20 protein-coding genes are annotated in these 24,528 nt (G+C 67.5%); 4 read left to right on the plus strand and 16 right to left on the minus strand.

From position 1 onward, the window contains the following. Positions 1–26 precede the first annotated feature (26 nt). Positions 27–1,400, plus strand: coding sequence for a glutamate--cysteine ligase (locus DFR50_RS07725; RefSeq protein WP_113888623.1), 1,374 nt, complete (start codon positions 27–29; stop codon positions 1,398–1,400). 15 nt (positions 1,401–1,415) lie between these two features. On the opposite strand, the gene DFR50_RS07730 is transcribed toward DFR50_RS07725, so the two are convergent. Together DFR50_RS07730 and DFR50_RS07735 are read right to left on the minus strand one after the other, a co-directional pair. Next, positions 1,416–1,757 carry a hypothetical protein gene (locus DFR50_RS07730; RefSeq protein WP_113888624.1) on the minus strand — a complete coding sequence of 114 codons (342 nt, stop codon included), beginning with the start codon at positions 1,755–1,757 and terminating at the stop codon, positions 1,416–1,418. Positions 1,758–1,907: 150 nt separating this feature from the next. Further along, positions 1,908–2,951, minus strand: coding sequence for an amino acid ABC transporter substrate-binding protein (locus DFR50_RS07735; RefSeq protein WP_113888625.1), 1,044 nt, complete (start codon positions 2,949–2,951; stop codon positions 1,908–1,910). A 239-nt stretch (positions 2,952–3,190) separates the two neighbouring features. Here DFR50_RS07735 and DFR50_RS07740 point away from each other — a divergent pair, with 239 nt between their 5' ends. Further along, on the plus strand, positions 3,191–4,363 hold the full coding sequence (locus DFR50_RS07740; RefSeq protein ID WP_113888626.1) for an isovaleryl-CoA dehydrogenase: 1,173 nt from the start codon (positions 3,191–3,193) through the stop codon (positions 4,361–4,363). Between the two features lie 33 nt (positions 4,364–4,396). Here DFR50_RS07740 and DFR50_RS07745 read toward each other — a convergent pair whose 3' ends face one another. The 7 genes from DFR50_RS07745 to DFR50_RS07780 form a co-directional block, all read right to left on the minus strand. Next, on the minus strand, positions 4,397–5,206 hold the full coding sequence (locus DFR50_RS07745; protein WP_147262679.1) for a hypothetical protein: 810 nt from the start codon (positions 5,204–5,206) through the stop codon (positions 4,397–4,399). 229 nt (positions 5,207–5,435) lie between these two features. Next, positions 5,436–7,124, minus strand: coding sequence for an endo alpha-1,4 polygalactosaminidase (locus tag DFR50_RS07750; RefSeq protein WP_113888628.1), 1,689 nt, complete (start codon positions 7,122–7,124; stop codon positions 5,436–5,438). Positions 7,125–8,238: 1,114 nt separating this feature from the next. Continuing rightward, positions 8,239–10,440 carry a 3-hydroxyacyl-CoA dehydrogenase NAD-binding domain-containing protein gene (locus DFR50_RS07760; protein ID WP_113888630.1) on the minus strand — a complete coding sequence of 734 codons (2,202 nt, stop codon included), beginning with the start codon at positions 10,438–10,440 and terminating at the stop codon, positions 8,239–8,241. A gap of 22 nt (positions 10,441–10,462) precedes the next feature. Beyond that, a complete protein-coding gene (locus tag DFR50_RS07765) occupies positions 10,463–11,671 on the minus strand; it encodes an acetyl-CoA C-acetyltransferase (protein WP_113888631.1) in 1,209 nt (402 codons plus the stop codon). A 40-nt stretch (positions 11,672–11,711) separates the two neighbouring features. Next, on the minus strand, positions 11,712–12,173 hold the full coding sequence (locus DFR50_RS07770; protein WP_113888632.1) for a GFA family protein: 462 nt from the start codon (positions 12,171–12,173) through the stop codon (positions 11,712–11,714). A 28-nt stretch (positions 12,174–12,201) separates the two neighbouring features. After that, positions 12,202–13,992, minus strand: coding sequence for an acyl-CoA dehydrogenase C-terminal domain-containing protein (locus DFR50_RS07775; protein ID WP_113888633.1), 1,791 nt, complete (start codon positions 13,990–13,992; stop codon positions 12,202–12,204). A gap of 163 nt (positions 13,993–14,155) precedes the next feature. After that, entirely contained in the window at positions 14,156–14,371 is a 216-nt protein-coding gene (locus DFR50_RS07780) for a DUF2093 domain-containing protein (protein WP_113888634.1), read from the minus strand. A gap of 219 nt (positions 14,372–14,590) precedes the next feature. Between DFR50_RS07780 and rpsU the strand changes: the two genes are divergently transcribed. Further along, positions 14,591–14,842, plus strand: coding sequence for a 30S ribosomal protein S21 (gene rpsU / locus DFR50_RS07785; RefSeq protein ID WP_113888635.1), 252 nt, complete (start codon positions 14,591–14,593; stop codon positions 14,840–14,842). Between the two features lie 142 nt (positions 14,843–14,984). Beyond that, on the plus strand, positions 14,985–15,839 hold the full coding sequence (locus DFR50_RS07790) for a tetratricopeptide repeat protein (protein ID WP_113888747.1): 855 nt from the start codon (positions 14,985–14,987) through the stop codon (positions 15,837–15,839). A 279-nt stretch (positions 15,840–16,118) separates the two neighbouring features. On the opposite strand, the gene DFR50_RS07795 is transcribed toward DFR50_RS07790, so the two are convergent. From DFR50_RS07795 to DFR50_RS07825, 7 genes are all read right to left on the minus strand, one after another. Continuing rightward, on the minus strand, positions 16,119–16,976 hold the full coding sequence (locus tag DFR50_RS07795) for a cation diffusion facilitator family transporter (protein WP_170153098.1): 858 nt from the start codon (positions 16,974–16,976) through the stop codon (positions 16,119–16,121). Between the two features lie 190 nt (positions 16,977–17,166). Next, on the minus strand, positions 17,167–17,481 hold the full coding sequence (locus tag DFR50_RS07800; RefSeq protein ID WP_113888637.1) for a hypothetical protein: 315 nt from the start codon (positions 17,479–17,481) through the stop codon (positions 17,167–17,169). 32 nt (positions 17,482–17,513) lie between these two features. Beyond that, positions 17,514–18,242, minus strand: coding sequence for a hypothetical protein (locus tag DFR50_RS07805; RefSeq protein WP_113888638.1), 729 nt, complete (start codon positions 18,240–18,242; stop codon positions 17,514–17,516). A 212-nt stretch (positions 18,243–18,454) separates the two neighbouring features. Further along, on the minus strand, positions 18,455–19,531 hold the full coding sequence (locus tag DFR50_RS07810; protein ID WP_170153099.1) for an AraC family transcriptional regulator: 1,077 nt from the start codon (positions 19,529–19,531) through the stop codon (positions 18,455–18,457). Positions 19,532–20,468: 937 nt separating this feature from the next. Beyond that, the gene (gene accC, locus DFR50_RS07815) at positions 20,469–21,824 is read right to left on the minus strand and encodes an acetyl-CoA carboxylase biotin carboxylase subunit (RefSeq protein WP_113888640.1); all 1,356 of its coding nucleotides are present in this window, start codon (positions 21,822–21,824) and stop codon (positions 20,469–20,471) included. 14 nt (positions 21,825–21,838) lie between these two features. After that, the gene (gene accB / locus DFR50_RS07820; protein ID WP_113888641.1) at positions 21,839–22,345 is read right to left on the minus strand and encodes an acetyl-CoA carboxylase biotin carboxyl carrier protein; all 507 of its coding nucleotides are present in this window, start codon (positions 22,343–22,345) and stop codon (positions 21,839–21,841) included. 93 nt (positions 22,346–22,438) lie between these two features. Then, positions 22,439–24,526: a molybdopterin oxidoreductase family protein gene (locus tag DFR50_RS07825; RefSeq protein ID WP_113888642.1), complete on the minus strand. Its 2,088-nt coding sequence runs from the start codon at positions 24,524–24,526 to the stop codon at positions 22,439–22,441. Positions 24,527–24,528: the final 2 nt, after the last annotated feature.

Here is a 24,528-nt window from a genome sequence, read left to right on the forward strand (position 1 = left end):
CGCCGGTCGAAGGGGCGAATTCCTGCATGGCTCGCGATGTCGTCGATGGAGAAATAGTCGAATCGCGCGACGCGCTCGCGGCCTGGTTCGAAGCCGGGTGCAAGCGCGACGCGACGCTCAGGGTCGGCACCGAGCACGAGAAGATCCTGTTCTACCGGGCCGGTCACGCGCCCGTGCCCTACGCCGGCGAGCGGGGGGTGGCGGCGCTGCTCGAGGGCATGAACGCCCGTCTCGGCTGGGAGCGGATCGAGGACGGCGGCCACCTCATCGGCCTGTTCGACCAGGCGGCGGCGGCGGCGATTTCGCTCGAGCCAGGCGGGCAGTTCGAACTGTCGGGAGCGCCAATGGAGACGGCGCACGAGACGGCCGCGGAGCTTGCGCGCCACGTCGAGGTCTGGCGTTCGGTCGCCGATCCGCTCGGGCTCTCGGCGCTGTCGCTCGGCATGAGTCCGAAATGGACGATCGCAGAGACGCCGGTGATGCCGAAGAGCCGTTACGGCATCATGCAGCGCTACATGCCCAAGGTCGGGACGCGCGGCCTCGACATGATGTTCCGCACCGCGACCGTCCAGACCAATTTCGACTTCCGCGACGAGAAGGACATGGTGATCAAGCTGAGAGTCGCGCTCGCGCTCCAGCCGGCGATCACCGCGCTGTTCGCCAATTCGCCGTTCACCGACGGCCGGCTCAACGGCTTCCTCTCGGCGCGGTCCGAGATCTGGCGCGACACCGACCCGGACCGCACCGGCACGATGCCGTTCGCCTTCGAGCCCGGCATGGGCTTCGAGCGCTATGTCGACTACGCCCTCGACGTGCCGCTCTATTTCCTCAAGCGCGGCTCGACCTACCATGACGTCGCCGGCGCGAGCTTCCGCGATCTCCTGAACGGCAGGCTCGCCGCCGCGCCCGGCGAGCGGGCGACGATCGCCGACTGGGCGAACCACTTGTCGACGATCTTTCCGGAAGTGCGGCTCAAGCGCTATCTCGAGATGCGCGGCGCCGACGTCGGACCGCCGGCCCGTGTGGTCGCGATGACAGCGCTGACCAGCGGGCTCTTCTACGATTCCGGCGCGCTCGCCGCCGCGGCCGCGCTCGTCGAGGGCTGGACGGCCGAGGACCGGCAGACGCTTCGCGACGAGGTTCCGCGGCTCGGCTTCGCCGCGACGATCCGCGGACGGCGGCTGCGCGACGTCGCGGTCGACATGGTGGCGATCGCGCGCGGCGGCCTGGCGGCGCGGGCGAACCGGAACGCCGAGGGCGAGGATGAGCGCGTGTGGCTGCAGCCGCTCGAGGCCATCGCCGACAGCGGGCGGTCGGCAGCGGAAGCCTGGATCGACCGCTTCAACGGGCCCTGGGGCGGCTCGGTCGAGCCGGCCTTCGAGGAAGCGCTGTTCGAATAGACGCCCTGGCCGGCGTCAGCGGGCGGCGTTTTCGCCGCTGGTCTTGAGAAAGCCGATGCCGCGGTTCAGAGCGTCGGAGGCGGCGCGGCCGATGTCGCCGACGCCCGCCAGCAGCGGCGGCTGAATGTAACGGACAGGCTTCTGCACGCTGCGTTCGGGGAACTCGGAGCCCGCCTTGATGTAGCCTCGGATTCGGGCGCAACTCTGTCCGGGCGCCCCGCATTCCGCAGCGCCGACGCCGGCGTCCGGATCCGGGGCGAGGCCGCCGGCCTGCGCCGGGTTGGCGGCCAGAAGCCCCAGAAGCGCAGCGATCGAAGCGATTGCGCCTATCGACGACGGTTCGACCCTCTGCCGCATTCCGACTCGCTTCCCGTTCACGGCCGTCGAGATGAGCCGACATCGTGGCGGCAAAATGGCGCCACCGCAAAACCCCTCTCGCCATAACCGCGCGCGGACTTCGCCGGCGGCGCTCCCGGAGCCGCGCTCGGCGACTGGCCGGGCGCGCGTTCAGCGGAACGGCGGCGAGTAGAGCAGCCCGCCCTGGGTCCAGAGCCGGTTCAGGCCGCGGTCGAAGCCGATTTTGGTCGACTTGCCGAGGTTGCGTTCGAAGATCTCGCCGTAGTTTCCGACCTTTTTTACGATGTTGTAGGCGAATTTCGGGTCGAGGCCGATCGCCTCGCCCAAGCTCGGATCGACGCCGAGGAAGCGCCGGATCGCCGGGTCGTCGCTGGTCAGGAAGCTGTCGACGTTCTGGCTGTCCATGCCCCATTCCTCCGCCTGGATCGTGGCGTAGACGGTCCAGGTGACGATCTGCAGCCACTGGTCGTCGCCCCAGCGGATGGCGGGGGCGAGCGGCTCCTTCGACAGCCGCTCGGGCAGGACCACCCAGTCGTCCGGGTTGGGCAGCGCCGCGCGGCGGAGGCCGAGGTCGGAGCCGTCCTGAGTCAGCGCGTCGACGCGGCCGGAGACCAGCGCCTGAGTGAAGGTGTTGGTGTCCTCGATCACCACGGGCTTGTAGGTCTTGCCCGCCTTCTTGAAGAAGTCGGCGATGTTGGCTTCGCTCGTCGTGCCGCTCTGCACGCCGATCGTCGCGCCGTCGAGGTCGGCGGCCTTGGTCACCCCGAGCGACTTCTTCACCAGGATGGCCTGCCCGTCGTAGAACACGACCGGGCCGAAATTGAAATTCAGCTTGAACGCGCGAAGAATCGTCTCGGTCACGCCGGAGAGCAGGATGTCGAACTGTCCCGCCTGAAGGGCGGGCAGGCGTTGCTGCGGCGAGGCGTTGGTGAACTCGATCTTGTCGGGATCGTTGAACAGGGTGACGGCGAGGGCGCGGCCGAAATCGACGAAGAACCCCCGCCACCTGCCGCTGGCGTCGGGGGCGAAGAAGCCTTGCTGGCTGCCGACGCCGGCGCGAATGACGCCGCGCTGCCGGATCTGGTCGACCGTCGGCCCGGCCTCGGCCGGGGCCGCGGCGCCGAAGCCGACGCCGAGCGCGAGAATCGCCAGCGCGACGCCGGCGGCCCGGCCGATGGAAGTTCTCGTCGCCATAATTGTCCTCTCGTCCGGTCGGGCGTCGCGGCGCCTCCGCCAACGACCCTAGACCGAGCCCGACGGGCAGGAAAGCCTGCCACACATCCCGTTCGGCCGAGGAAACCCCGCGAGCCTGCGACGGCGCCTCGACCGCCGCGCTCGGCTCGCGCCGCGCGCGCGGGCCGGAGACGTCTGGACTTCCCCGCCATTCCCGCCCAATCTTCGGCGCAAGGATCCACACGAAAAGCCCAAGGCCCATGATTCCCAACGCGGCAAAACCGTTCGACTTCGACCTCGGCGAGACCGCCGACATGATTCGCGACAGCGCGCGGGATTTCTCCGACAACGAGATCGTGCCGCGCGCCGCCGCGATCGACCGCGACAACCTGTTCCCGCGCGACCTGTGGCCGAAGATGGGGGCGCTCGGCCTGCACGGCGTCACGGCGCCGGAGGAATACGGCGGCCTCGGCCTCGGCTACCTGCATCACTGCGTGGCGATGGAGGAAGTGTCGCGCGCATCGGGGTCGGTCGGCCTCTCCTACGGCGCCCATTCGAACCTGTGCGTCAACCAGATCGTGCGCAACGGCACGCCCGCGCAGAAGACCCGCTACCTGCCGAAGCTCATCTCCGGCGAGCATGTCGGGGCGCTGGCGATGTCCGAGCCCAACGCCGGCTCGGACGTGGTGTCGATGACCGCAAGGGCCGAGAAGAATGGCGACCGCTGGGTTATAAACGGTACTAAAATGTGGATTACCAACGGCCCTGTCGCCGAGACGCTGGTCGTCTACGCCAAGACCGATCCGGCCGCCGGACCGCGCGGCATCACCGCCTTCCTGGTCGAGCGCGGGTTCGCCGGCTTCTCCAGCGGCCAGAAGCTCGACAAGCTCGGCATGCGCGGCTCGGACACCTCGGAACTGGTGTTCACCGACTGCGAGGTCCCGGAGGAGAATGTGCTGGGCGAGGTCGGCAAGGGCGTGCGGGTGCTGATGAGCGGGCTCGACTACGAGCGCGTCGTGCTGTCGGCCGGTCCGCTCGGGCTGATGGCCGCAGCCCTCGACGTGGTTCTCCCCTATATCCACGAGCGAAAGCAGTTCGGCCAGCCGATCGGCTCGTTCCAGCTCGTCCAGGGCAAGCTCGCCGACATGCACGTCGCCCTGATGGCCTCGCGCGCCTATGTCTACGCCGTGGCGAAGGCGTGCGACCGCGGCCAGACCACGCGCGAGGACGCCGCCGGCGCGATTCTCTACGCGGCCGAGCGCGCCACGGCGGTCGCCCTCGACGCGATTCAGATTCTCGGCGGCAACGGCTACACCAACGACTATCCCGTGGCCCGCCTGTTGCGCGACGCAAAACTCTACGAGATCGGCGCCGGCACGAGCGAGATCCGCCGCATGCTGATCGGACGCGAGCTGTTCGAGAAGACGGCGTAAGACGGGGCCTGCGCCCCCGCTCGCCTTCGCCTGCTAAAAGGTTCGCCACACGGCCAGCGCCGCGCCGCGCTCGGTGTTGGTCTTCACCGCGAGCGACGTCCAGAAATAGCCGACCTGCAGCGACCATCGGTCCCAGAGCGGCATGACCAGGCTCGCCTGCAAGACGTTCTGCCGCCACGCCGGAAACGACCGGTCGGTCGCGGCCGTCGAGACCACGAGAAAGTCCTGCAGCATCAGGATGAAGCCCGGCGCGGGCTTGAGGCCGATCGTCACGTCGGTATGCCATTCGTCGGGCGGCCCGGCGCTGCGGAAGCGGAAGCCGGACTCGAGATTGAAGAATCCCGGCGCGGGGCCGAGCGAAAAGCCGTAACCGGCGAGCATCCGCGGCTCCACGGCCCCGCCGGTGTTCCCCGCCTGCGCCGGCGAAGCCGGATTGTACGCGCCCGGCAGGAACAGGGTGGCCTGTCCCGAAAACACCCAGTCGCCGAGCGAGGCGAACTTGGCGCGCAGGCCGAGTTCCGAATAGTCGGGCCCCACGTAGAGGCTCGATTGCGGGCGGCTCAGCGCATAGCGCTCGATGGCCATCTGGCCGAAGACCGTCCATGTGTCGTTGAGCCCGTATTCGGCGTAGGTCTGAAGGTCGGCCCGGTTCTGCTTGACGGCCGGATTGCCGCCCCAGGGGGCGCCGTCTCCGGTCCAGCCCCAGAGCGCGTCGATCATCAGCCCCTGGCCCTGCGGCTGGGTCCAGGCGCCCGCCAGCGCCGGGGAGCAGGCGAACACGCTCGGCGCCAGGGCGCAGATCATCCGTCCGAAGCGTCCCGCCCGCCGGGCGAAACTGTCCACGAGGCGCCTCTGCCGCCGAGGCCGTCATGCGTGAGAAGCGGAGCATCCGCCTGCGGCCGCAATCGACGCCGGCCGCATACACCATGAAAGCGCGGCGGTTTACGCTGCGTCAAGCAAAAAGATGACGCCGTCAACGAAACCGGCGCCGTCGGGCGCCGAGATGACCGCGCAACGGCCGGGCGCGGACTTCGGAACGGGCGGAGGGACGGCCGTCGCGGCGGCCGTGCGGTCAGACCCGATGCGGGTCGGCGGCCGCGAGCGTGCCGAGACGCAGATCGCCGACCGGGGCGAGACGGGTCGGATCGAACACGGCGCCGCCGTGGCTGGCCAGCGCCGAGGCCAGATCCGAGGCGACCGATCCGGCTCCGCTTCCTCGCGGCGCAATCGAGATCGAGGCCGCCTCGTCGACCGGAGCGATCGCCGCGAGCGTTTTCGCCAGCCCGACGGCGCCCGGTGTGGAGGCGGGCGGCGGATTGTTGACGACCAGGGTCTTGGCCGCCGACGTGTAGGAGACGCCGCCGATCGTGTCGGTCGCGGTGATCGTCAGGGTCGCGGAGGGCGTTCCGCCGCCCCGATAGTGCGACGTCAGCGTGAGTCCGCTGTCGACTTCGGCCGCGGTCAGGGTGAGGGAACTCCCGCTGAACCGGGCGCCGTCGAGGCTGTCGGTGATGGTCTCGTAGCGGGGAAGTCCGGCGATGGTCACCGTCGTCGCGGTCGCCGAAGCGGGCGCCGTCACGTGGACGCCGAGCGCGACCTTGCCGCCGCCGCCGGAGACCGTCAGCGGGGATTTGGCGATCGAGAGCGTCGGCGCGGCCGGCGTCGTGGCGGACTGGAGGGTGAAGGTGACCGCGTTGGAGGTTCCCTTGCCCGCGCTGTTGGCGTCGGTCGCGGTCAGGACGTTGGCGCCCGCATTGGCGAGCGTGACGGCGGCCGACCAGGCGCCGTTGGCGGCGACCGTGGCCGAGCCGATCGACTTGGTCCCGTCGAGGATGGTCACCGTCGATCCGGCGTCGGCGACGTCGACCGTGCCTGCGATGGTCTGCGCCGCCGACGTCGTGGTGACGCCCTTGGTGACGATGGCGACCGTCGGAACCGTTCCCGCCGGCGGCGAGGAGGAGAAGCCCTGGGTGTCGATGCCGTCGAAGGCCTGGTCGGGATTGGCGATATAGTAGCCGAAGCCGGCGGCCTTGTCCTTGGCCACGACGTCGGCGACCTGGGCGGCGCCCGAGACGAACTCGATGTCGATCACCGGCTTGCCGGCCGCCGTCACGTTCTTGAGGTATCCCGCCACCTCGCTGGTGCCGTCCGCCGGCTGCGCCGTCGTCGGGCTCTGGTAGTACAGGGATTCTTCGATCGCGCCGCTGATCGTGTTGACCAGCGTGCTGTTGGCGAGCATGTCGTATGCGCCCGAGGAATTGATCCAGATCTGAAAATTCGGATCCTTGGAATGCGCGTAATTCGCCACCTCCTGGATCAGGGTGATCATTGCGCCTTCCGCGGACGCCAGAGTTCCCCCCGGCGCGTTCTGGATCGACCAGGCCGTTTCGGCCTGGTTGACGACGTCGAAGAAAGCCCCCTGATAGCCGCCGTCGATCATGGTCTGGACGTAGGTTTCGGCGACACTCAGCCACGCCGGGGTCCAGTAGGCCGCCTGATAGACCCCGGACGTCACCTGCGGCCCGAGCGCGGAACTCGGCAGGCTAGAAAAATACGGCCGGTAGCTCTCCGCCATCCCGATGCTGAAATAGCCGAGCAGCGATCCGCCGCCCGATTCCATCTGCGCGACCTGGGCGTTGGTGAAGAGACCGCCGTTGGCGCCGCCGTAAATATCGATGAGCTTCACGCCGACAGGCGCGGAGGCGACCTGAGCCGGGTCGATGTCGTTATAAACCACAACTCCGTTGACTGGCGTAGACATTCACTCTGTTCCTCTTCGACGTGCGCGCTGTGCGCCTGTGTGAGGGCGTCCGGGGGGCGCGGTGGACACGCGTCGAGAAGTCCGGAATTGCGCCCGGCGCGGTCTCTTGAACCGCCTCCGGCTGAAGTCAGGAACGCGGAGGCGTGCGTTCTGCTTTCACCTCGCAAATATTATTTCAGATTAAATCAATTGAAACGATTGTTTACCGCGTCATCTCGTCACAGGGAACACGTGTGTAGTCCGGATTTGCAGTGAATTGGGAATGTTATGGAAGGATTGCCGACGTTAGACTGAATTCAAGCCTTGCTTGAATTCAATTTTGAACGAATCTAATGGCTTGTGATGTGAACAAACCTGTCATCCGGAGCGTTGGTTTTCGCAGCCGGGAGCGCGAGCCCGGACCTCCGCCGCGCCTTGGGAATGACGGGCGGTCGTCAAAACCCGAGGTGGGGCGATGACGCTTCCCGCCGTCCTCGCGAGGAGCCCGAAGGGCGACGCGGCGATCCAGGGGCCGCCTGCGCCGACGTTGCAGCGCGGCGACGCCCGGCATACGGCAGGCCATGGCCGCGCGCCCCTGGATCGCCACGTCCCCCCGGATCCAAGTCCAGGGGTCGTTCCTCGCGATGACGAGCCACGTCGCTTCGCTCCTCGCGAGGACCGCGGCTCGGGTGTTACTGAGGAATGTGAGGATGTCTCCGAAGCCGCCGGGAAAGCAGCAAAAACGAACTTGGCCGCAGGCTCGACGCCGCCGATGATTCCATCAGCGATCTGGCGGAACGTCTTATCAAGAAGGCCGGCAATCGATCCCCTCGGCGGGCCAACGCGGCGGCCACGCCTTCATGGACCCGAGGCCCCTGCGCGCGGTCGCGCCGATCTCCAACGAGAACACGAGCATTCCGGCGGGCGGGCGCGATGGTTTCAGCGCCCTCTCCCCGAGATCGACCAACGCGGCCTCGATCCGGCCTCGGAGGCGCGCGTGCGTCCAGCCCCAGATCAAATTCCGCCGGCTCGCAGAGGCCCTCGAGCCGGGCGGCGATATTGACCCCCTGGCGGAGACCGGCGTCGCCGTCAACCGTGGGCGGCGGACGGGGAAACGTCGCCGCCCGCCGGCGCGCTACGCCGCCTTCTTCGCGGCGGCGTTGCCGTAGAACGTCTCGCCCTTTTCCGCCATCTCGACCAGCCGTTCCGGCGGGGCGAAGCGGGGGCCGTAGACCGCGGCGAGCGCGCGGGCGCGCTCGACGAAGGCCTTTGGCCCCATGCCGTCGATGAACGACAGCGTGCCGCCGGTGAAGGGCGCGTAGCCGAAGCCGAGGATCGAGCCGACGTCGGCCTCGCGCGGGTCGGTGACGACGCCTTCGAACAGGCAGCGGGCGGCCTCGAGCGCGGGCGGGAACAGGAAGCGGTCCTTGAGGTCCTGGACGCTGATCGTATCGGGATCGAGCGTCTTGCCGGCGATCGCCGCAAGCCCCGGCCACAGGCTCTTCTGTTGCCCCTGGGCGGGATAGTCGTAAAAACCCTTGCCGTTCTTGCGCCCGAACCTCTGCTCCTTCACCACCATCGTCTCGATCAGCCGCTTCTGCGAAGCGTCGATCGCGCCGGCGCCGAGGTCGGCTTCGGTCGCCGAAAGAATCTTCCAGGCGAGATCGACGCCGGTCTCGTCGGTCAGCGCCAGCGGCCCGACCGGCAGGCCGGCCATCTTGGCGACGTTCTCGATCATCGCCGGCGGCACGCCCTCCATCAGCATCAAATGGGCTTCGAGCATGTAGTTGATGACGCAGCGGTTGACGTAGAAGCCGCGGCAGTCGTTGACCACGATCGGCGTCTTCTTGATCGCGCGGACGAAGTCCATCGCGACGCCGAGCGCCTTGTCGCCGGTTTTCTCGCCCATGATGATCTCGACCAGCATCATCTTCTCGACCGGCGAGAAGAAATGCACGCCGATGAACTGGTCGGGCCGGAGCGACGTCTCGGCGAGCGAGGTGATCGGCAGGGTCGAGGTGTTGCTGGCGAACACGACGTCGGGGCCGAGCACCGCCTGCGCCTTCTTCGTCGCCTCGGCCTTGACGCCGCGCTCCTCGAACACCGCCTCGACCACGAAGTCGCAGCCTTTCAGCGCCTCGTAGTCGGGGGTCGCGTGGATGCGGGCGAGCAGGGCCTCCTTGTCGGCCGCCTTGGCGCGCCCCTTGGCGATCTGGCCGCTGATCACCTTGTCGGAATAGGCCTTGCCCTTGTCGGCCGCGGCCTGGTCGCGGTCGATCAGCACCACCTCGAGCCCGGCGTTGGCGGAGACGTAGGCGATGCCCGCGCCCATCAGGCCCGCGCCGAGGATGCCGATCTTCTTGAGATGGCTCGCCGGCGTGTTGGCCGGACGGCGCACGCCCTTGTTGAGTTCGCCCATCGACAGGAACAGCGAGCGAATCATCGCCGCCGCCTCTTTCGACAGGAGAATATTGGTGAAATATTTGCTTTCCACCGCGAGCGCGAGGTCCATCGGCAGTTGCAGGCCCTCGAACACGCTCGACAGGATCGCCTTGGCGGCCGGGTAGTTGTCGTAGGTCTCGCGGCGGTAGATCGCGTTGGCCGGAGGCCAGGTCATCATGCCTACGGGCGAGAACACCTTTCCGGACGGCGGCTTGAACTTCGGATCGTCCCACGGCGCCTTGGCGTTGGGATTGGCCTTGACCCAATCCTTCGCGCGCTGGACGATCTCGCCGGCCGGCGCGACCTCGTGGATAAGCCCCATTTTCTTCGCCGCGGCCGGCTTGATCTGGTCGCCCTTGAACAGCATCTGCAGCGCGTCCGGCGTCGGCAGGAGCCGCGCCACGCGCTGCGTGCCGCCGCCGCCTGGAAACAGGCCGACCTTGATCTCCGGCAGGCCGACCCGGGTCTTCTCGCTGTCGGAGGCGATGCGATGGTGGCAGGCGAGCGCCAGTTCGAAGCCGCCGCCCATGCAGACCCCGTCAATCGCCATCGCGACCGGCTTGCCGCAGGTCTCGAGCCGCCGGTAGACGAGGTTCAATTGCTTGGTCACCTCGACCAGGGCGCGCATCGCCGCTTCCTTGCCCTCGGTCTTTGCGCGGCGGGCGTATTCGGCGCCAGCGGTCTGGAGGAAGGCGAGGTCGGCGCCGCCGACCCCCTTGGCGAGGGCGATGACGGCGCCCTTGACCGCGGCGTCGCTGGAAATCCTGTCGACGATCTGGCCGATCTCGGCCATGACGTCGGGATTGATGACGTTCATCGAGCGGCCGGGCATGTCCCAGGTGACGAGCGCAATGCCGTCGGCGTCGGTCTCGAAACGAAAATTCTCGAGTTTCATGGGGTCAGTCTCCGTCTCGCGCTCAGACGCGTTCGATGATGGTGGCGGTGCCCATGCCGCCGCCGATGCACAGGGTGACGAGGGCGGTGCTCCGTCCGGTGCGCTCGAGCTCGTCGAGCGCCGTGCCGAGGATCATCGCGCCGGTCGCGCCGAGCGGATGGCCGAGCGCGATGGCGCCGCCGTTGACGTTGACCTTGTTTGGGTCGACGTCGAAGGCCTGGATGAAGCGCAGCACCACCGCCGCGAACGCCTCGTTCACCTCGAACAGGTCGATGTCGTTGATCGACATGCCGGAGCGCGCCAGCACCTTCTTCGTCACGTCGACCGGGCCGGTCAGCATCATCGCCGGCTCCGAGCCGATGTTGGCGAAGGCGCGAATTCTGGCCCGCGGCTTCAGGCCTGCGCGCTCGCCCGCCTCGCGCGAGCCGAGCAGCACCGCCGCCGCGCCGTCGACGATGCCGGACGAATTGCCGGCGTGGTGGACGTGGATGATCCGCTCGACCTCCGGATGCGCCTGAATGGCGACGGCGTTGAAGCCGCCCTGCTCGCCGGGAATGACGAACGAGGGCTTGAGCGAAGCCAGCGACTGCATGTCGGTCTGCGGGCGCATGTGCTCGTCGTGGTCGAGCAGCGGCAGGCCGTTGACGTCCTTGACCGGAGCGATCGAGCCCTTGAACCGGCCGGCGATCCAGGCCGCCGCCGCGCGCTTCTGCGACTGGACGGCGTAGGCGTCGACGTCGTCGCGCGAGAAGCCGTATTTCGTCGCGATCAGGTCGGCGGAGACGCCCTGCGGCATGAAATAGGCCGGGATGGCGATCGACGGATCGGCCGGCCAGGCGCCGCCGGAGGCGCCGAGGCCGACGCGGCTCATCGATTCGACGCCGCCGCCGATGGTCAGGTCGTGCTGGCCGCTCATCACCTGGGCCGCGGCGAAATTCACCGAATCGAGCCCCGAGGCGCAGAAGCGGTTGATCTGCACCCCCGGCACGGTGTCGCCGAAGCCCGCGGCCAGCGCGCCCATGCGGGCGATGTCGCCGCCGGCCTCGCCCACCGGATCGACGCAGCCCATGACGACGTCGTCGACCTGGGTCGGTTCGAGCTGGTTGCGGTCCTTGATCGCCTTGAGGGCGGTCGCGGCCAGCCGCAGGGTCGAGGCGGTGTGAAGCGCCCCGTCCGGCTTGCCGCGGCCGCGCGGCGTGCGCACGTGATCGAAAATGAAGGCGTCCGTCATCCTGTTTCTCCCTGCGGCGCTTTCGGCCGCTCTTGAATGGTTAGGTTTCGTGATCGGGATGCTGTCGCGACCCGACGCAGGCGTCGGGTCCGAAAAGGCCGGCGATGTCGCGGGCGGGCAGGGCGGCGACGGCGTCGACCCAGGCGAGTTTCGACTCGACGCCGTACTGCATCCGCGGCGGCACGTCCGAAGGCTGGTCGAGGCTGCCGAGCGTGATCGAGATGCGGTCGCGCCCGACGACGCGGTAGGTGAGCGGCGTGCCGCAGTCGGCGCAGAAGCCGCGCTCGGCGACCGCGGAACTGGCGAAGGCCTTCGGCGTCCCGCGCGTCCAGACGAGGTCGCCGGCGGCGACGCCGGCGAAAGCCATGAACGGGCCTCCGCCGGCCTTCTGGCACATGCGGCAGTGGCAGACGTTCTCGCCCGTTGGCTTCGCCGTCAGGCGGTAGCGCACCGCGCCGCACTGGCAGCCGCCGGTCGGGCCGGCCTGCGCCTCTCCGCTCATGCCTCCTCCTCGTCCGTCCGTGTTCGCCTTAAAAAGCGTCCTCGGGCAAAGCCATCACGGTCGCGGCGCCGGCCGAGAGGCGCGCCAGATGCGCCCCGGTTTCCGGCAACATACGCTCGCAGAAGAACCTGGCGAGCGTCAATTTCGCGTCCAGCGCCGGGCTGCTCTCGCCCTTCGCCTGGCGCGCCAGCACCGCCTTGACCACCCGCGCCCACATATAGCCGAGCGCGGTCAGGCCGAAGAGATGCATGGTGTCGGTCGAGGCGGCGCCGGCGTTGTTGGGATCGGCGGCGCCGTTCTTCATCAGCCACATCGCCGCCTGCTGAAGATGGCCGAGCGCCGTCTGGACGGGGGCGAGATAGGGGGCGAGGGCGGCGTCGTCCTTGTTGGCGGCGAGGAACTGGCCGATCTCGGCGAAAAACGCCATCACGGCGCGGCCGCCGTCCTTGGGCATCTTGCGGCCGACCAGATCGAGCGCCTGCACGCCGTTGGCGCCCTCGTAGATCATGGCGATGCGGGCGTCGCGGACGAACTGCTCCATGCCGGCCTGGGCGATGTAGCCGTGGCCGCCGAACACCTGTTGCGCCTTGACGGCGTTGGCGAAGCCCATGTCGGTGAACACGCCCTTGATGACCGGGGTCAACAGGCTCAGCCGGTCGTCGGCGGCCTGGCGGACCTTCGGGTCGGGCGCGGTCAGCGCCTCCTCCTGGGTCAGCGCCACCGAGACGAGCAGGGCGCGCGCCGCCTCGTTGAACGCCCGGATCTCGAGCAGCATGCGGCGCACGTCGGGGTGGACCAGCAGCAGGTCGGCGGGCTTGCCCGGCTCCTCCGGCCCTTTCAGGGAGCGCCCCTGACGGCGCTCCTTCGCGTAAGCGGCGGCGTTCTGATAGGCGACCTCGGAAATCGCGAGGCCCTGGATGGCGACGCCGAGGCGGGCGCCGTTCATCATCACGAACATCGCCGGCAGGCCGCGATGTTCCTCGCCGATCAGCCATCCCCTGGCGCCGTCGTAGTTGAGCACGGCGGTCGCATTGCCGTGGATCCCCATCTTGTGCTCGAGCGAGCCGCACACGACGCCGTTGCGCTCGCCCGGCGCGCCGTTGGCGTCAGGCAGGAACTTCGGCACGACGAACAGCGAGATGCCCTTGACGCCCGCCGGCGCGCCTTCGATCCGGGCGAGGACGAGATGGACGATGTTGTCGGCGAGGTCGTGCTCGCCGGCGGAAATGAAGATCTTCTGTCCGGTGATGGCGTAGGAGCCGTCGGGCTGCGGAACCGCCTTGGTCTTGATCAGCCCGAGGTCCGTGCCGCAATGCGGCTCGGTCAGATTCATCGTGCCGGTCCACTCGCCGGTGGTCATCTTCGGCAGATAGAGGTCCTTCAAGGCGTCGCTGGCGTGCGCCGCCATCGCCGCGACCGCCCCGTTGGTGAGGCCGGGGTACATGGCGAAGGCGAGGTTGGCCGACATCTCGTACTCGCTGAACAGCGCGGCGAGAAAATGCGGCATGCCGTGGCCGCCGTACTTCGGATCGCCGGAGAGACCGACCCAGCCGCCCGCGACCAGCGCCTTGTAGGCCTCCTTGAACCCTTTGGGCGTGGTGACGCTGCCGTCCGCGTGGCGCACGCAGCCTTCGACGTCGCCGACCCGGTTCAGGGGCTGCACGACCTCCTCGACGAATTTCGCGCCCTCGACCAGGACGTGTTCGACCACGTCGATCGGCGCTTCCGCGAAGCCGGGCGCGTTGGCGTAGCGGGCGTAGTCGAAGACGTCGTTCAGAAGGAAAACGGTGTCGCTCACCGGCGCTTTGTAAGTCGGCATAAGCTCCTCGGGACATGTCGTGACCGGGCGGTCGATGCGCCGCCGCTCGACCGTTCATATATGAACTATTTCGGCGAAAAGCAAGCCGTTTCCGCAACCCGACGTCCACGCCGGCCGGGCAGCGGTCAGTTATCGTTGAAAACGTTACGAATCAGACGCGAGGTCAGCGCCGTTCCTGCTCGCGCCGCATCGAGGCGGCCGGGCCGGAATAGGCCTCCTGGCGATCGACGCTCCAGTAGCGCAGCTCGTCCAGCGGGATCGGCTCTCCCGTCACCGCACAGCGCACGTAGGCGCCCGGGCGGAGGATGCGGAAATCGCCGTCCAGATATTCGATCCTGGCCTCGCCCGCCTCGGCGGGCCGTCGCTCGAACTTGTTCATGGTCGCAGGTCTTTCGATCGGACGGGCTTATGACACGGCTCGACCGGCCAGGGAAAGCGCAAAAGGGTCTCGATACCCCGCCGGCGCGCTGGACAGGGCGGCGCGGCTCTGATAATGGGCTCGCCACTGGACGGACCTCCGCAAGGGCAGGCCTCCTGCGAGCTTTTTTCGCCAATTCACAGGGTGTTCGGGGCTCAGCCTCAAAATACAGGATAGGCCGTGCAAGTACTCGTCCGCGACAACAACGTCGATCAGGCCCTCAAAGCGCTCAAGAAAAAAATGCAGCGCGAGGGGATCTTCCGGGAGATGAAGCTTCGCGGCCATTACGAGAAGCCGTCCGAGAAACGGGCGCGCGAAAAGGCGGAAGCGGTGCGCCGGGCGCGCAAGCTCGCACGCAAGAAGCTTCAGCGCGAAGGCCTGCTGCCGGTCAAGGCGAAGCCGGCCCCGGGCGCCGCCCGGCCGGCGAATTGATGGCCGATTCGCCGCGGCGGTCGCGCCGAGGATTGCACGAGGGTTCGACCCCGCCCGGACGCGGCGGGGTTTTTGTTTTTTTCAGCTTTGCGATGCAAGAGAAACATCCGCGTCGGCGTTCGGGACGCGGCGGAGTGGCATGATGACAATGGGTCTCGGAACCGCCGCCAGGGCGGCTTTGATCGCAGCGACCGCGCTCGCGCTCGCCGCCTGCAGCGAGTCCATGGGCGGCGTGAACGCGTCCAGCAAGGTGGCGGAAGTCGAGGCCGGGCCGAAAGCGCAGGAGTCCAACGCCGGCAACATCGACTCGCTGACCGAGGTCATCCAGCGCAATCCGCGCGACCCCGTAGCCTACAACACCCGCGGCGTGGTCTACGCCAAGCTCGGCCGCTATTCGAACGCGGTCGACGATTTCTCCCACGCCATCGAGCTCGACCCGCATTTCTCCGGGGCCTACACCAACCGCGCGCTCGCCTATCGCCAGCAGAAGCAGGACGATCTGGCGATGCAGGACTTCAGCCAGGCGATCGCCGCCAATCCCAACGCCGCCGCGGCCTATCTCGGGCGCGGCAACCTCGAGCGGGCGCACGACAATTACGACGCCGCGCTCGCCGACCTCAATCAGGCGATCCGGCTGAACCCGGAAGGCGCGCAGGCCTATCACGCGCGCGGCCTGATCTATCAGCGCCAGGGCAATCAGGCGCTGGCGATCACCGATTTCAACAACGCCATCGACCGCGACCCGTTCGCCGGCGCGCCCTACATGGCGCGCGGACAGAGCTTCCTCTCGACCGGGCAGTGGCAGAAGGCGGTGGACGACTTCGACGCCGCGCTCAACGTCGACGACCACAATTCCGACGCCTGGGCCGGCCTCGGGACGGCCTACGAGAAGCTCGGCAACCGGGCCAAGGCCGCGGAAGCCTACCGCAGCGCCGCCTCGCTCAATCCGGGGAACGCCGAAGCCAGGGCCGGGCTCGCGCGCGTCGGCGCGGGGTGACGAAGCCGGCCGGTCGCCTCGCGGCGCTTCCGATCGGTTCGGACGGTTCGTCGCAGACCCGGCCGCGCGCGATTTCGAGCAGGCAAAAGACGCCGTGACTGCGCACGCCGAGGCTTGAAGGAACGAGCGCCCGGGGCGGCCAGCCCTGCGGGTCCGTGTGCGGACGCCCGCATTCCGCCGGACACCGCGCCTTGGCGGTAAGCGACGCGGGCAACGTCATGCGTGACCTGATTGGGCCGGAGATACTCGCTCCGCTGCGTACCGAACAAATGGCCATATTCAAAGCGCCGCCGCCGCGGCGACCAAGGTGACCTTGGCGTCAGGAATCTGCGCTTCCAGCTCCTTTTCCAGGGATCGGTTGATCGCGTCGATCTCGCCGATGCGCCGGTCCGCGGAAAAGCCGACCCCGATCTCGATATACTTGATCACACCGGAGCGCCGGGTGCGCACGTGATGGATCGCGTCGATACGGTCGAAGTAGGAGAGGAGCACGCGGTTGACCAGCGCGAGCTGCGAGGGATCGAGCATTCGGTCCATGAGGTCGGGCAAGGCGCCGGCAATCAGCTGGTAGGCTGTCCAGAGCATCATCTGGACCACGACCGCCGAACCCACGAGGTCCGCGACCCGCCCGCTGATCTGGCCGGCGAAGATCGCCGAGACAAGGATGGCGAGCGTCGCCGAAGCTGAAGACACCACCTTCAGCAATCTCGTCCTGACCTGCCCGTCGATGAGGATGGAGGCGCCGAAGCGGCGGGCGCGCAGATAGGTCGTCAACATCCAGGCGTTCTGTGTCGTGTTGACCGCGCCGGTGGCGGCGGCGACCGCGAACCCGAGGGGGTTGGCCTGCGCCGGCTGCAGCATCGAGAGGACGCCGAGGGCGAAAATCCAGATGCTGGAGAGCACGAGCGCCATGCCGATCAGACAATTGAGGAAGCTTTCGATCTTGCCGGATCCGTACTGGTAGCTGGGCAGCCGCCCGCGGTGGATACGTCGCATCACGAAATAGGCAAACAGTTCCAGCAGGGTGAGAAGGCAAGCGCGCATTGCGTCCGCCAGCAGCGTCAGAGACCCCGACCAGATCGCGATGACCAGGATCGGCGTCGAGAGCAGCACGTCCGTCCCGACCCCGAGCGACATTGCGCGCTCGCGACCCCGATAGGCTTCCAACATCGGCGAGGCCGTGAACCAGCGGCGAGGGTTGCTAATCCGAAAGCCGGCGCCCATGGGAGTTTGCCAATCAGGATTTCGGGTCCGGACCCCCGGCTGACGTCGAGCCCGCGCCGGCGCAGAGGATGTGAAACACGGTTTGAGCGGTCAACAGGATCGCTTAGAAGTTCAGCGGAGCGAAAAAGCAGTAGGCGGCCGATTGAGAGCCGTCGAGAAATTGGCGATAGAAGATCCAGTATTCGCCGTCCTGACTCGGCTGCGCAAATTTGACGTCGAGCGGCGCGTGATAGCCTTCGACGACATATTCGCCGCGCACGTTGAACGTGACCTGTTCTGGCCGGAGGTGATGTGCCTCCGCGACCCCGCAGCACGCCGACTTTATCCAGCCCGGGACGTCCTTGCCGTTCGCCCATTGATCATGGGCGACGGCCGGAGCGGCGCTCAACAGGAAAGCTGTGGCGATGCATAGACGCATGCGGCGACCTCCACTTGGAATGGACCTTCTCGCTAAACGCGTACTTTCCGAGCCAGTTTTGGGCGAAACAATCTCATCAGAACGTTGTCTCGTGTCAGCAGCATCAAGTCCGCCACGCTCCAGATCAGGTAGCAAACGAGCATCACCAAGGAGATGAACGCAAAGGAGCGTTCATCGCGCGCCCTCGAGGACAAAATATCGGCAGAGGTCGCGATCAGGGCGGGAGCACGACTGATCAATACGATGATGCGGCATAGCGCGCTGGCGTCAATCTTGCGCCCCGTTGACGAGCGTTTGCCCCTGGGGCTGAATGCGCTGCCGAACTTGCCAGCGGCGTGCAGCAGTCCCGAAGTGGCGGCGAGGACGGGATTGCCGAGCAGATACAAGCCGGCGCCAAGCGCGATCGCGCCGAAAGCCGAGAAAAGATCTCCGATCTGCGTCAATTTCGTATCGGGAGGGTAGCCGTTCGACCACGCCCGATGGTAAGCTTCCCCACTCCCAAAGAAGATTGCTGTCGCTATTGTGAGGGCGACAGCGGCCGGACTTCCCGCCACATATCGCATTCCGATCGACAGGACGTTCTCGACATTGTCCGTGGATTCCCACCAGCCAAGATAGGTCACCAACAACCCGGACCCGAAGCCGAGCGCGTCGCCCAGGTTATACAGTCCGCCAGGCCCACTCAATCGGCCGAGGATCGCCGCCCGCCACCGACTTCGGCGCCGCGCCACCGGCGCGCCCACCGGCTCCGGTTTGCTCATCGGGGTTCCCTCCGGAGATCCGGCCTAACGCCGCTTGAGATATCGAGCGGCTGCTTCTGCCGCCGAGTCGGACATTTGCCGCACTTGACGGGTGTATCGTGCGCTCCCGCAACCAGGACGTGCTATGTCGGTTCGCGAAATAGACGGACAAATTGCGCAACTATCAGGCCGCACTCCGCGGGCGGCGGAGAAGTTCACGGCCGCGTTCAGCGTCAGCCGGGCCTGCGGAAAGGATTGCGCCGCAGGTCGTTTGACGGAGATACTCCGAACATTCTCTTGTAGAGTCCGGCGAAACGGCCTGGATTGGTGAAGCCGTATTGATAGGCGATGTCGGTGACCGTGCGTCCACATTCGCCGAAAACTAAAATTCTTTGCACGGCCTCAAGCCTGGCTTTCCGAATCGCCGCCGCCGGCGTCATGTCGCGGAACTGGCGGAACCCGAGTTGCAAGCTGCGCACGCTGCAGCCGGCCGCATCCGCGACTTCGTGCAGCGCGATGGGTTGTCCGGCGCGAGCCTGAATGTATTCCTCTGCACGGCGAATAATCCGGGGCACGGGACATTGGCCGGGTCGGGCCAACTGCATCGAGTAGTTGTTCGGCTGGGATCTGAGCAATGTGTAAAGCAAAAGGTCCGTGAACGACCGGCAAGCCATGTCGTTGGCTGCGAAAGAATTCGGCGATGCAAGTTCTTCGGCCAAGAGCCAGATCAGACGCCGAATGCCCTGACCCGGGCCGGATTCCCAATCGATAAACGGATCGAAGACGATGTCGTCCTTCCCTGGTTCGCCCAACAGCGCGGCCAGCCGCTCCTTGAGGCTCGGCGCCGGAATCCAGATCGCCATCCGCACGTGATCGTCCGTGGCGGAGAGACGCGTCCCGGGCAGCCCTCGGTAGATCAGACCGGTTGTCCTGTCGGAGTCGCCGTCTCGTCTGGCGCCGGGGGCGACGTAGGCCAGGGCCCCCTGGCTCACGGACGTCAGGCAGTAATCCGGAAGCCCGGGATCGCCGATCGACATCGCGGTCGAATACCGGTCCTTGACGTAGGCGACGTCGAGAACGCCGAGACCGCTGGCGCCGCGCGTTGAAAGAACCTGCTCCTGCTCCCTGCCGTTCGGGACTCGGCCTGTCAGCCGGTAGGTCAGGCGTCTGAATTGAGGCTTCATGAAGTAGGGTTGAAGCTGTGGCCAATAGACGCCGCTTTCCAGCTCCGAGAGGTTACGAAAGTGGGTAAGTCTGATTCTTTCTGGCTGGTTTTCGCTGGATTGCGGGAAGACGACATCTGCCACCATGCACGGGTCCCTTCGATCTCTACAAGGCGACTTAGACGGCCGCCGATCGGGAATATGCACGCCCCGCTGATTAATAGCACGTTGATCGCTGGAAAGCTGTGATTGAGAATCACACAACTCGCACGCTTCCTCGGCCAGGTCGTAGCAGCAGGTGTCGCTATGACCTTCGTAGGCGGCCATGAGCACGCGTCTACGCCTCCCCGTGAGGCCGCTTCCTCACCAGAACGAGGCGCCCATTCCCCGATGGATGCCGCCCGCAAAACGTCGAGTCCGGCCGTTGGATCGTTCGGGGCATCCGCGCGCATCGGGCGGACTGCGCCGGCTCGGGCCTCGGTCCGGACGTCGGCATTCCGGCCCGTTCCCGCCGACCGCCTCGCGCGACAAATCCCTGCCCGCCGCCCGGGCATGTTCTACATTTGTTCCGTCAAGCCAACCGCGAGGTCGCCTTGTCCGCTCCCTTCCGTCACCCGTCGAGCCCGGAGTCCGCCCGCGCCCGGCGGCAGGCCCGGCGGGTCGGCGCGGCAACGGCGCTCGGCCGGTTTTTTTGCGCTGGGCGCCGCCCGCAAGTCCTTGAAAAGTCCAACTTCGCACGGGGAATACCGAGGAAATCCAAATGTCCTGAGTCCGCCTTTCCGCCGTCTGGGGCGGAAGCCCGCGGCGCCGCGGCGGAAGGCGGCGGCCAATCCCAATCCGCGCGATTGGGCGCTGATCAGCGGAAAGATCGCAGGTCCGAACCGGCGCTTCGAGACCCACCGCCTTCCACGCCAGCACGACGAGGCGGCGAGGGAGACGATGACCGGATCGGGCGCGACGCTCGCCCGGAAAACTTCGCGCAAGGCCTGGAAACATGGAATCCGCGCCCGGGACCGAGACGACCCTGGAGGCTCCGGGCCCCTGTCTCGGAACCGTCGTCGAGCGCCGCAGCCGGCGCCCTTGCCTAGTCGTCCATCGGCGGTTCGGTCTTGAGGAACTCTTCGAGCCAGTGGATGTCGTACTGGCCGTTCTGGACGTCCGGGTTGCGGACCAGGGCGCGAAACAGCGGCAGCGTGGTGTTGATGCCGTCGACGATGAATTCGTCGAGGGCGCGCCTGAGCCGCATCAGCGCCTCGGTCCGGGTGCGGCCGTGGACGATCAGCTTGCCGACCAGGGAGTCGTAGTAGGGCGGGATCACGTAGCCCTGATAGGCGGACGAATCGACCCGCACTCCGAGCCCTCCCGGCGGATGGAAGTAGGTGATCCGCCCCGGCGAGGGCAGGAAGGTCCGGGCGTGCTCCGCATTGACGCGGCACTCGATCGCGGCGCCGAGCACGCGCACCTCGTCCTGGGTGATCGACAGCGGCGAGCCGGCCGCGATCTTGATCTGCTCGTTGACGATGTCGATGCCGGTGATCATCTCGGTGACCGGATGCTCGACCTGCACCCGGGTGTTCATCTCGATGAAGTAGAACTGGCCGCTCTCGTAGAGGAACTCGATCGTGCCGGCGCCGACATAGCCGAGCTCCGCGACGGCGCGCGCGCAGATCCCGCCGATCTCGTCGCGCTGCTCGGCGTTCAGCGCCGGCGAGGGGCCTTCTTCCCAGACCTTCTGGTGGCGGCGCTGCAGCGAGCAGTCGCGCTCGCCGAGATGGACGGCGCCGCCCTTGCCGTCGCCGAGCACCTGGATCTCGATGTGGCGCGGCTTGGCGAGATATTTTTCCAGGTAGACTTGATCGTTGCCGAAGGCCGTCTTGGCTTCGATGCGGGCGTTCTCGAGGGCGTTGGCCAGTTCGTCCGAATTGTTGGCGACCTTCATGCCGCGGCCGCCGCCGCCCGCCGCCGCCTTGACGATCACCGGATAGCCGATCTCGTCGGCGATCCTGAGCGCCTCGGCCGGGTCGTCGATGGCGCCTTCGGAGCCGGGGACGCAAGGAATGCCGAGCCGCGCCGCGGTGCGCTTGGCCTCGATCTTGTCGCCCATCAGGCGGATGTGGTCCGCCTTGGGGCCGATGAACGCGATCTCGTGTTCTTCCAGGATGTCGGCGAAGCGGGCGTTTTCGGACAGGAAGCCGTAGCCGGGGTGAACCGCGTCCGCGCCGGTGATCTCGCAGGCGGCGACGATGGCGGGGATGTTGAGATAGCTGTCCTTGGCCGGAGGCGGCCCGATGCAGACGCTCTCGTCGGCGAGCTTGACGTGCATCGCCTCCTTGTCGGCGGTCGAGTAGACGGCGACCGTCGAGATGCCGAGCTCCTTGGCGGCGCGCATCACGCGAAGCGCGATCTCGCCCCGGTTGGCGATGAGAATCTTGTCGAACATCGAACCCTATCCGATCACTCGATGACGACCAGCGGCTGGCCGTATTCGACCGGGGAGCCGTCCGATACGAGGATGCTGACGATCTTGCCGCCGCGGTGGGCGACGATGTCGTTGAATGTCTTCATCGCCTCGACGAGCAGAAGCTTGTCGCCGGCCTTCACGATCTCGCCCACCTCGACGAAGGGCTTCGCCTCGGGGCTCGGCCGCAGGTAGGCGGTGCCGACCATCGGCGATTTGACGGCGGCGTCGCCATGGTCGGCTTCGGCCGGTTCGGCGGCGCCTGCCGTCTGGGAAGGGAAGGTGAAGGACGCGGCCGCGACCGGGGCGGCGGCGGCCGGAACCGCGACCGCCGGCACGACCGGGACGCGCTCGCGCGCAAGGCGAACCCGAACCTCGCCGAGGTCGATCTCGACCTCGCTCAGATCGTATTTCGAAGCGATTTTCGCCAGTTGGTCGATTGTTGAGATATCCACAAGGCTCTGCTCAGGCTCGTCGGATCGCGTGCCGGACGGCTTCTTCATGATTGCGCTGCTCGTTGGGGAAAGTGCGACATCGTCGAGGTTCGCCGTCCCTATATCGCGCCGTTTCCGGCAAAGGAAGAGCGGCGGCGACGCTCACGCGCGCCGCGCCCAGATCGCGACGTCGTGGAACGCCACCCCGCCGAACGGCGCCACGCTGTCGTCGCCGACGAGGGCGTTGATCCCCCAGCCGTCGAGGAAGGCCGACGGCGGCCAGATCCCCTCGCTGACCATCACGCCGGGGCTGGCGCCGGCGAACAGCCGCGCGTGCAGGCGGGTGCGGCCGCGGTCGTTGCCGATCTCGATCAGGTCGCCGTCGCCGACCCCCAGTCCGGCCGCATCCTCCGGATTGACGAGCAGTTCCGGCCGCCGCTCGCGCAGGCGCGAGGTCGCGGTCTCGGTGAAGGAGGAATTGAGGAAATTGCGCGCCGGCGAGGTCGCGAGCTTGAACGGGCGGCGGTCGTCGGGCGCTTCGTTGACCGCCCAGTGGTCCGGCAGGCGCGGCATGTCGCGCCACGCGCCGCGCAGGCCGTCGTTGGCGAGCGGCGTGCGCGTCCAGTCCGGCTTGAACCGGAATTTCCCGTCCGGAAAGCCGAAGCCGTTGAGGAAATGCGCGTCTTCGAACGGCGGCTGGCAGTCGAGCCAGCGCTCCGTTTCCAGCCGCGCGAGATCGCCGTAGCCGGATTGGCGCAGCGTCCAGTCGATGATCTCGCGCGGGCTCATGGCGAAGGCGGGATGCCTGGCGCCGAGGCGGTCGGCGAGCGCGCACACGACCTCGTGGTTCGAACGGCAGCCGGGCGGGGGCTCGATCGCCTTCGGCGCGAATTGCAGATGCTGATTGCCCCCGGCGGTGTAGAGGTCGTCGTGCTCCAGAAACATCGTCGCCGGCAGCACCACGTCGGCGTAGCGCGCGGTGTCGGTCATGAACTGCTCGTGGACGCACACGAACAGGTCGTCGCGGGAAAAACCCCGCCGGACCTTGCCCTGATTCGGCGCGACGGCGAGCGGATTGGTGTTCTGGATCAGCATCGCTTCGACCGGGGGCCCGTGCTTGAGCGCCTCCGGTTCGCCGGTGAGGACGGCGCCGACGAGCGACTGGTCGAGGCGGCGCACGCGCGAATCGCGCACGTCGAGCCCTTCGATCATCGTCTTCTTCAGCGTGAAGATTCCGCTGTTGCTGTGGAACGCGCCGCCGCCCTCGTGCGCCCAGGCGCCGGTGACCGCGGGGATGCACAACGCCGCGTGCATGTTGGCCGCGCCGTTGCGCTGGCGCGAAAACCCGTAGCCGAGGCGGAAGAAAGTGCGCTTCGTGCGGCCGACCAGCGCCGCGAAGGCCTCGATCTCGGCGACGTCGAGGCCGGTGATCGCCGCCGCCCAGGCGGGGTCGCGGGTCGAAAGATGCGCCTCGAGTTCGCCGGGCGCGTCGGTGAAGCGGGCGAGGTAGTCGCGGTCGGCGTAACCGTCGCGAAAGCAGACGTGCATGACGGCGCAGGCGAGCGCGCCGTCCGTCCCGGGCCGGACTTTCAGCGCGAGGTCGGCCTGGCGCATGGTCTCGGTCTCGTAGACGTCGACGGCGACGATCTTCGCGCCGCGTTCCTTGCGGGCGCGGACGGCGTGGGTCATGACGTTGACCTGCGTCGCCACCGCGTTCGTGCCCCAGATCACGACGCAGTCCGACTTCGCCATCTCGCGCGGATCGGCGCCGGCCAGTTTGCCGGCGCCCGCCACCCAGCCGGGCCAGGCGACGCCGACGCAGATCGTGCCGTAGAAGCGCGAGTAGCGCTTGGCGTGGGTCAGGCGCTCGATCCCGTCGCGCATCACGAGACCCATGGTGCCGGCGTAGAAGTATGGCCAGACGCTTTCCGGCCCGCGCCGCCGCTCCGTGGCGAGAAACGCCTCCGCCACGCGGTCGAGCGCCTCGTCCCAGCCGATCGCAGCGAACTGCCCCGAGCCCTTCGGCCCGACCCGCAGCAGCGGCTGCGTCAGGCGGTCGGGATGGTGGATGCGCTCGGCGTAGCGGGCGACCTTTGCGCAGATCACGCCGGACGTGTAGGTCTGCTCCGGCGCGCCGCGAATCCGCCCGATCCGCGCGCCTCCCACGACCTCGACATCGAGCGCGCACACCGATGGGCAGTCGTGCGGGCAGACAGAAGGTTTCTGGACGATTTCCGTCGACCTGTTCACGC

Origin of the sequence: Roseiarcus fermentans (assembly GCF_003315135.1) — a bacterium.
Taxonomy (GTDB): domain Bacteria; phylum Pseudomonadota; class Alphaproteobacteria; order Rhizobiales; family Beijerinckiaceae; genus Roseiarcus; species Roseiarcus fermentans.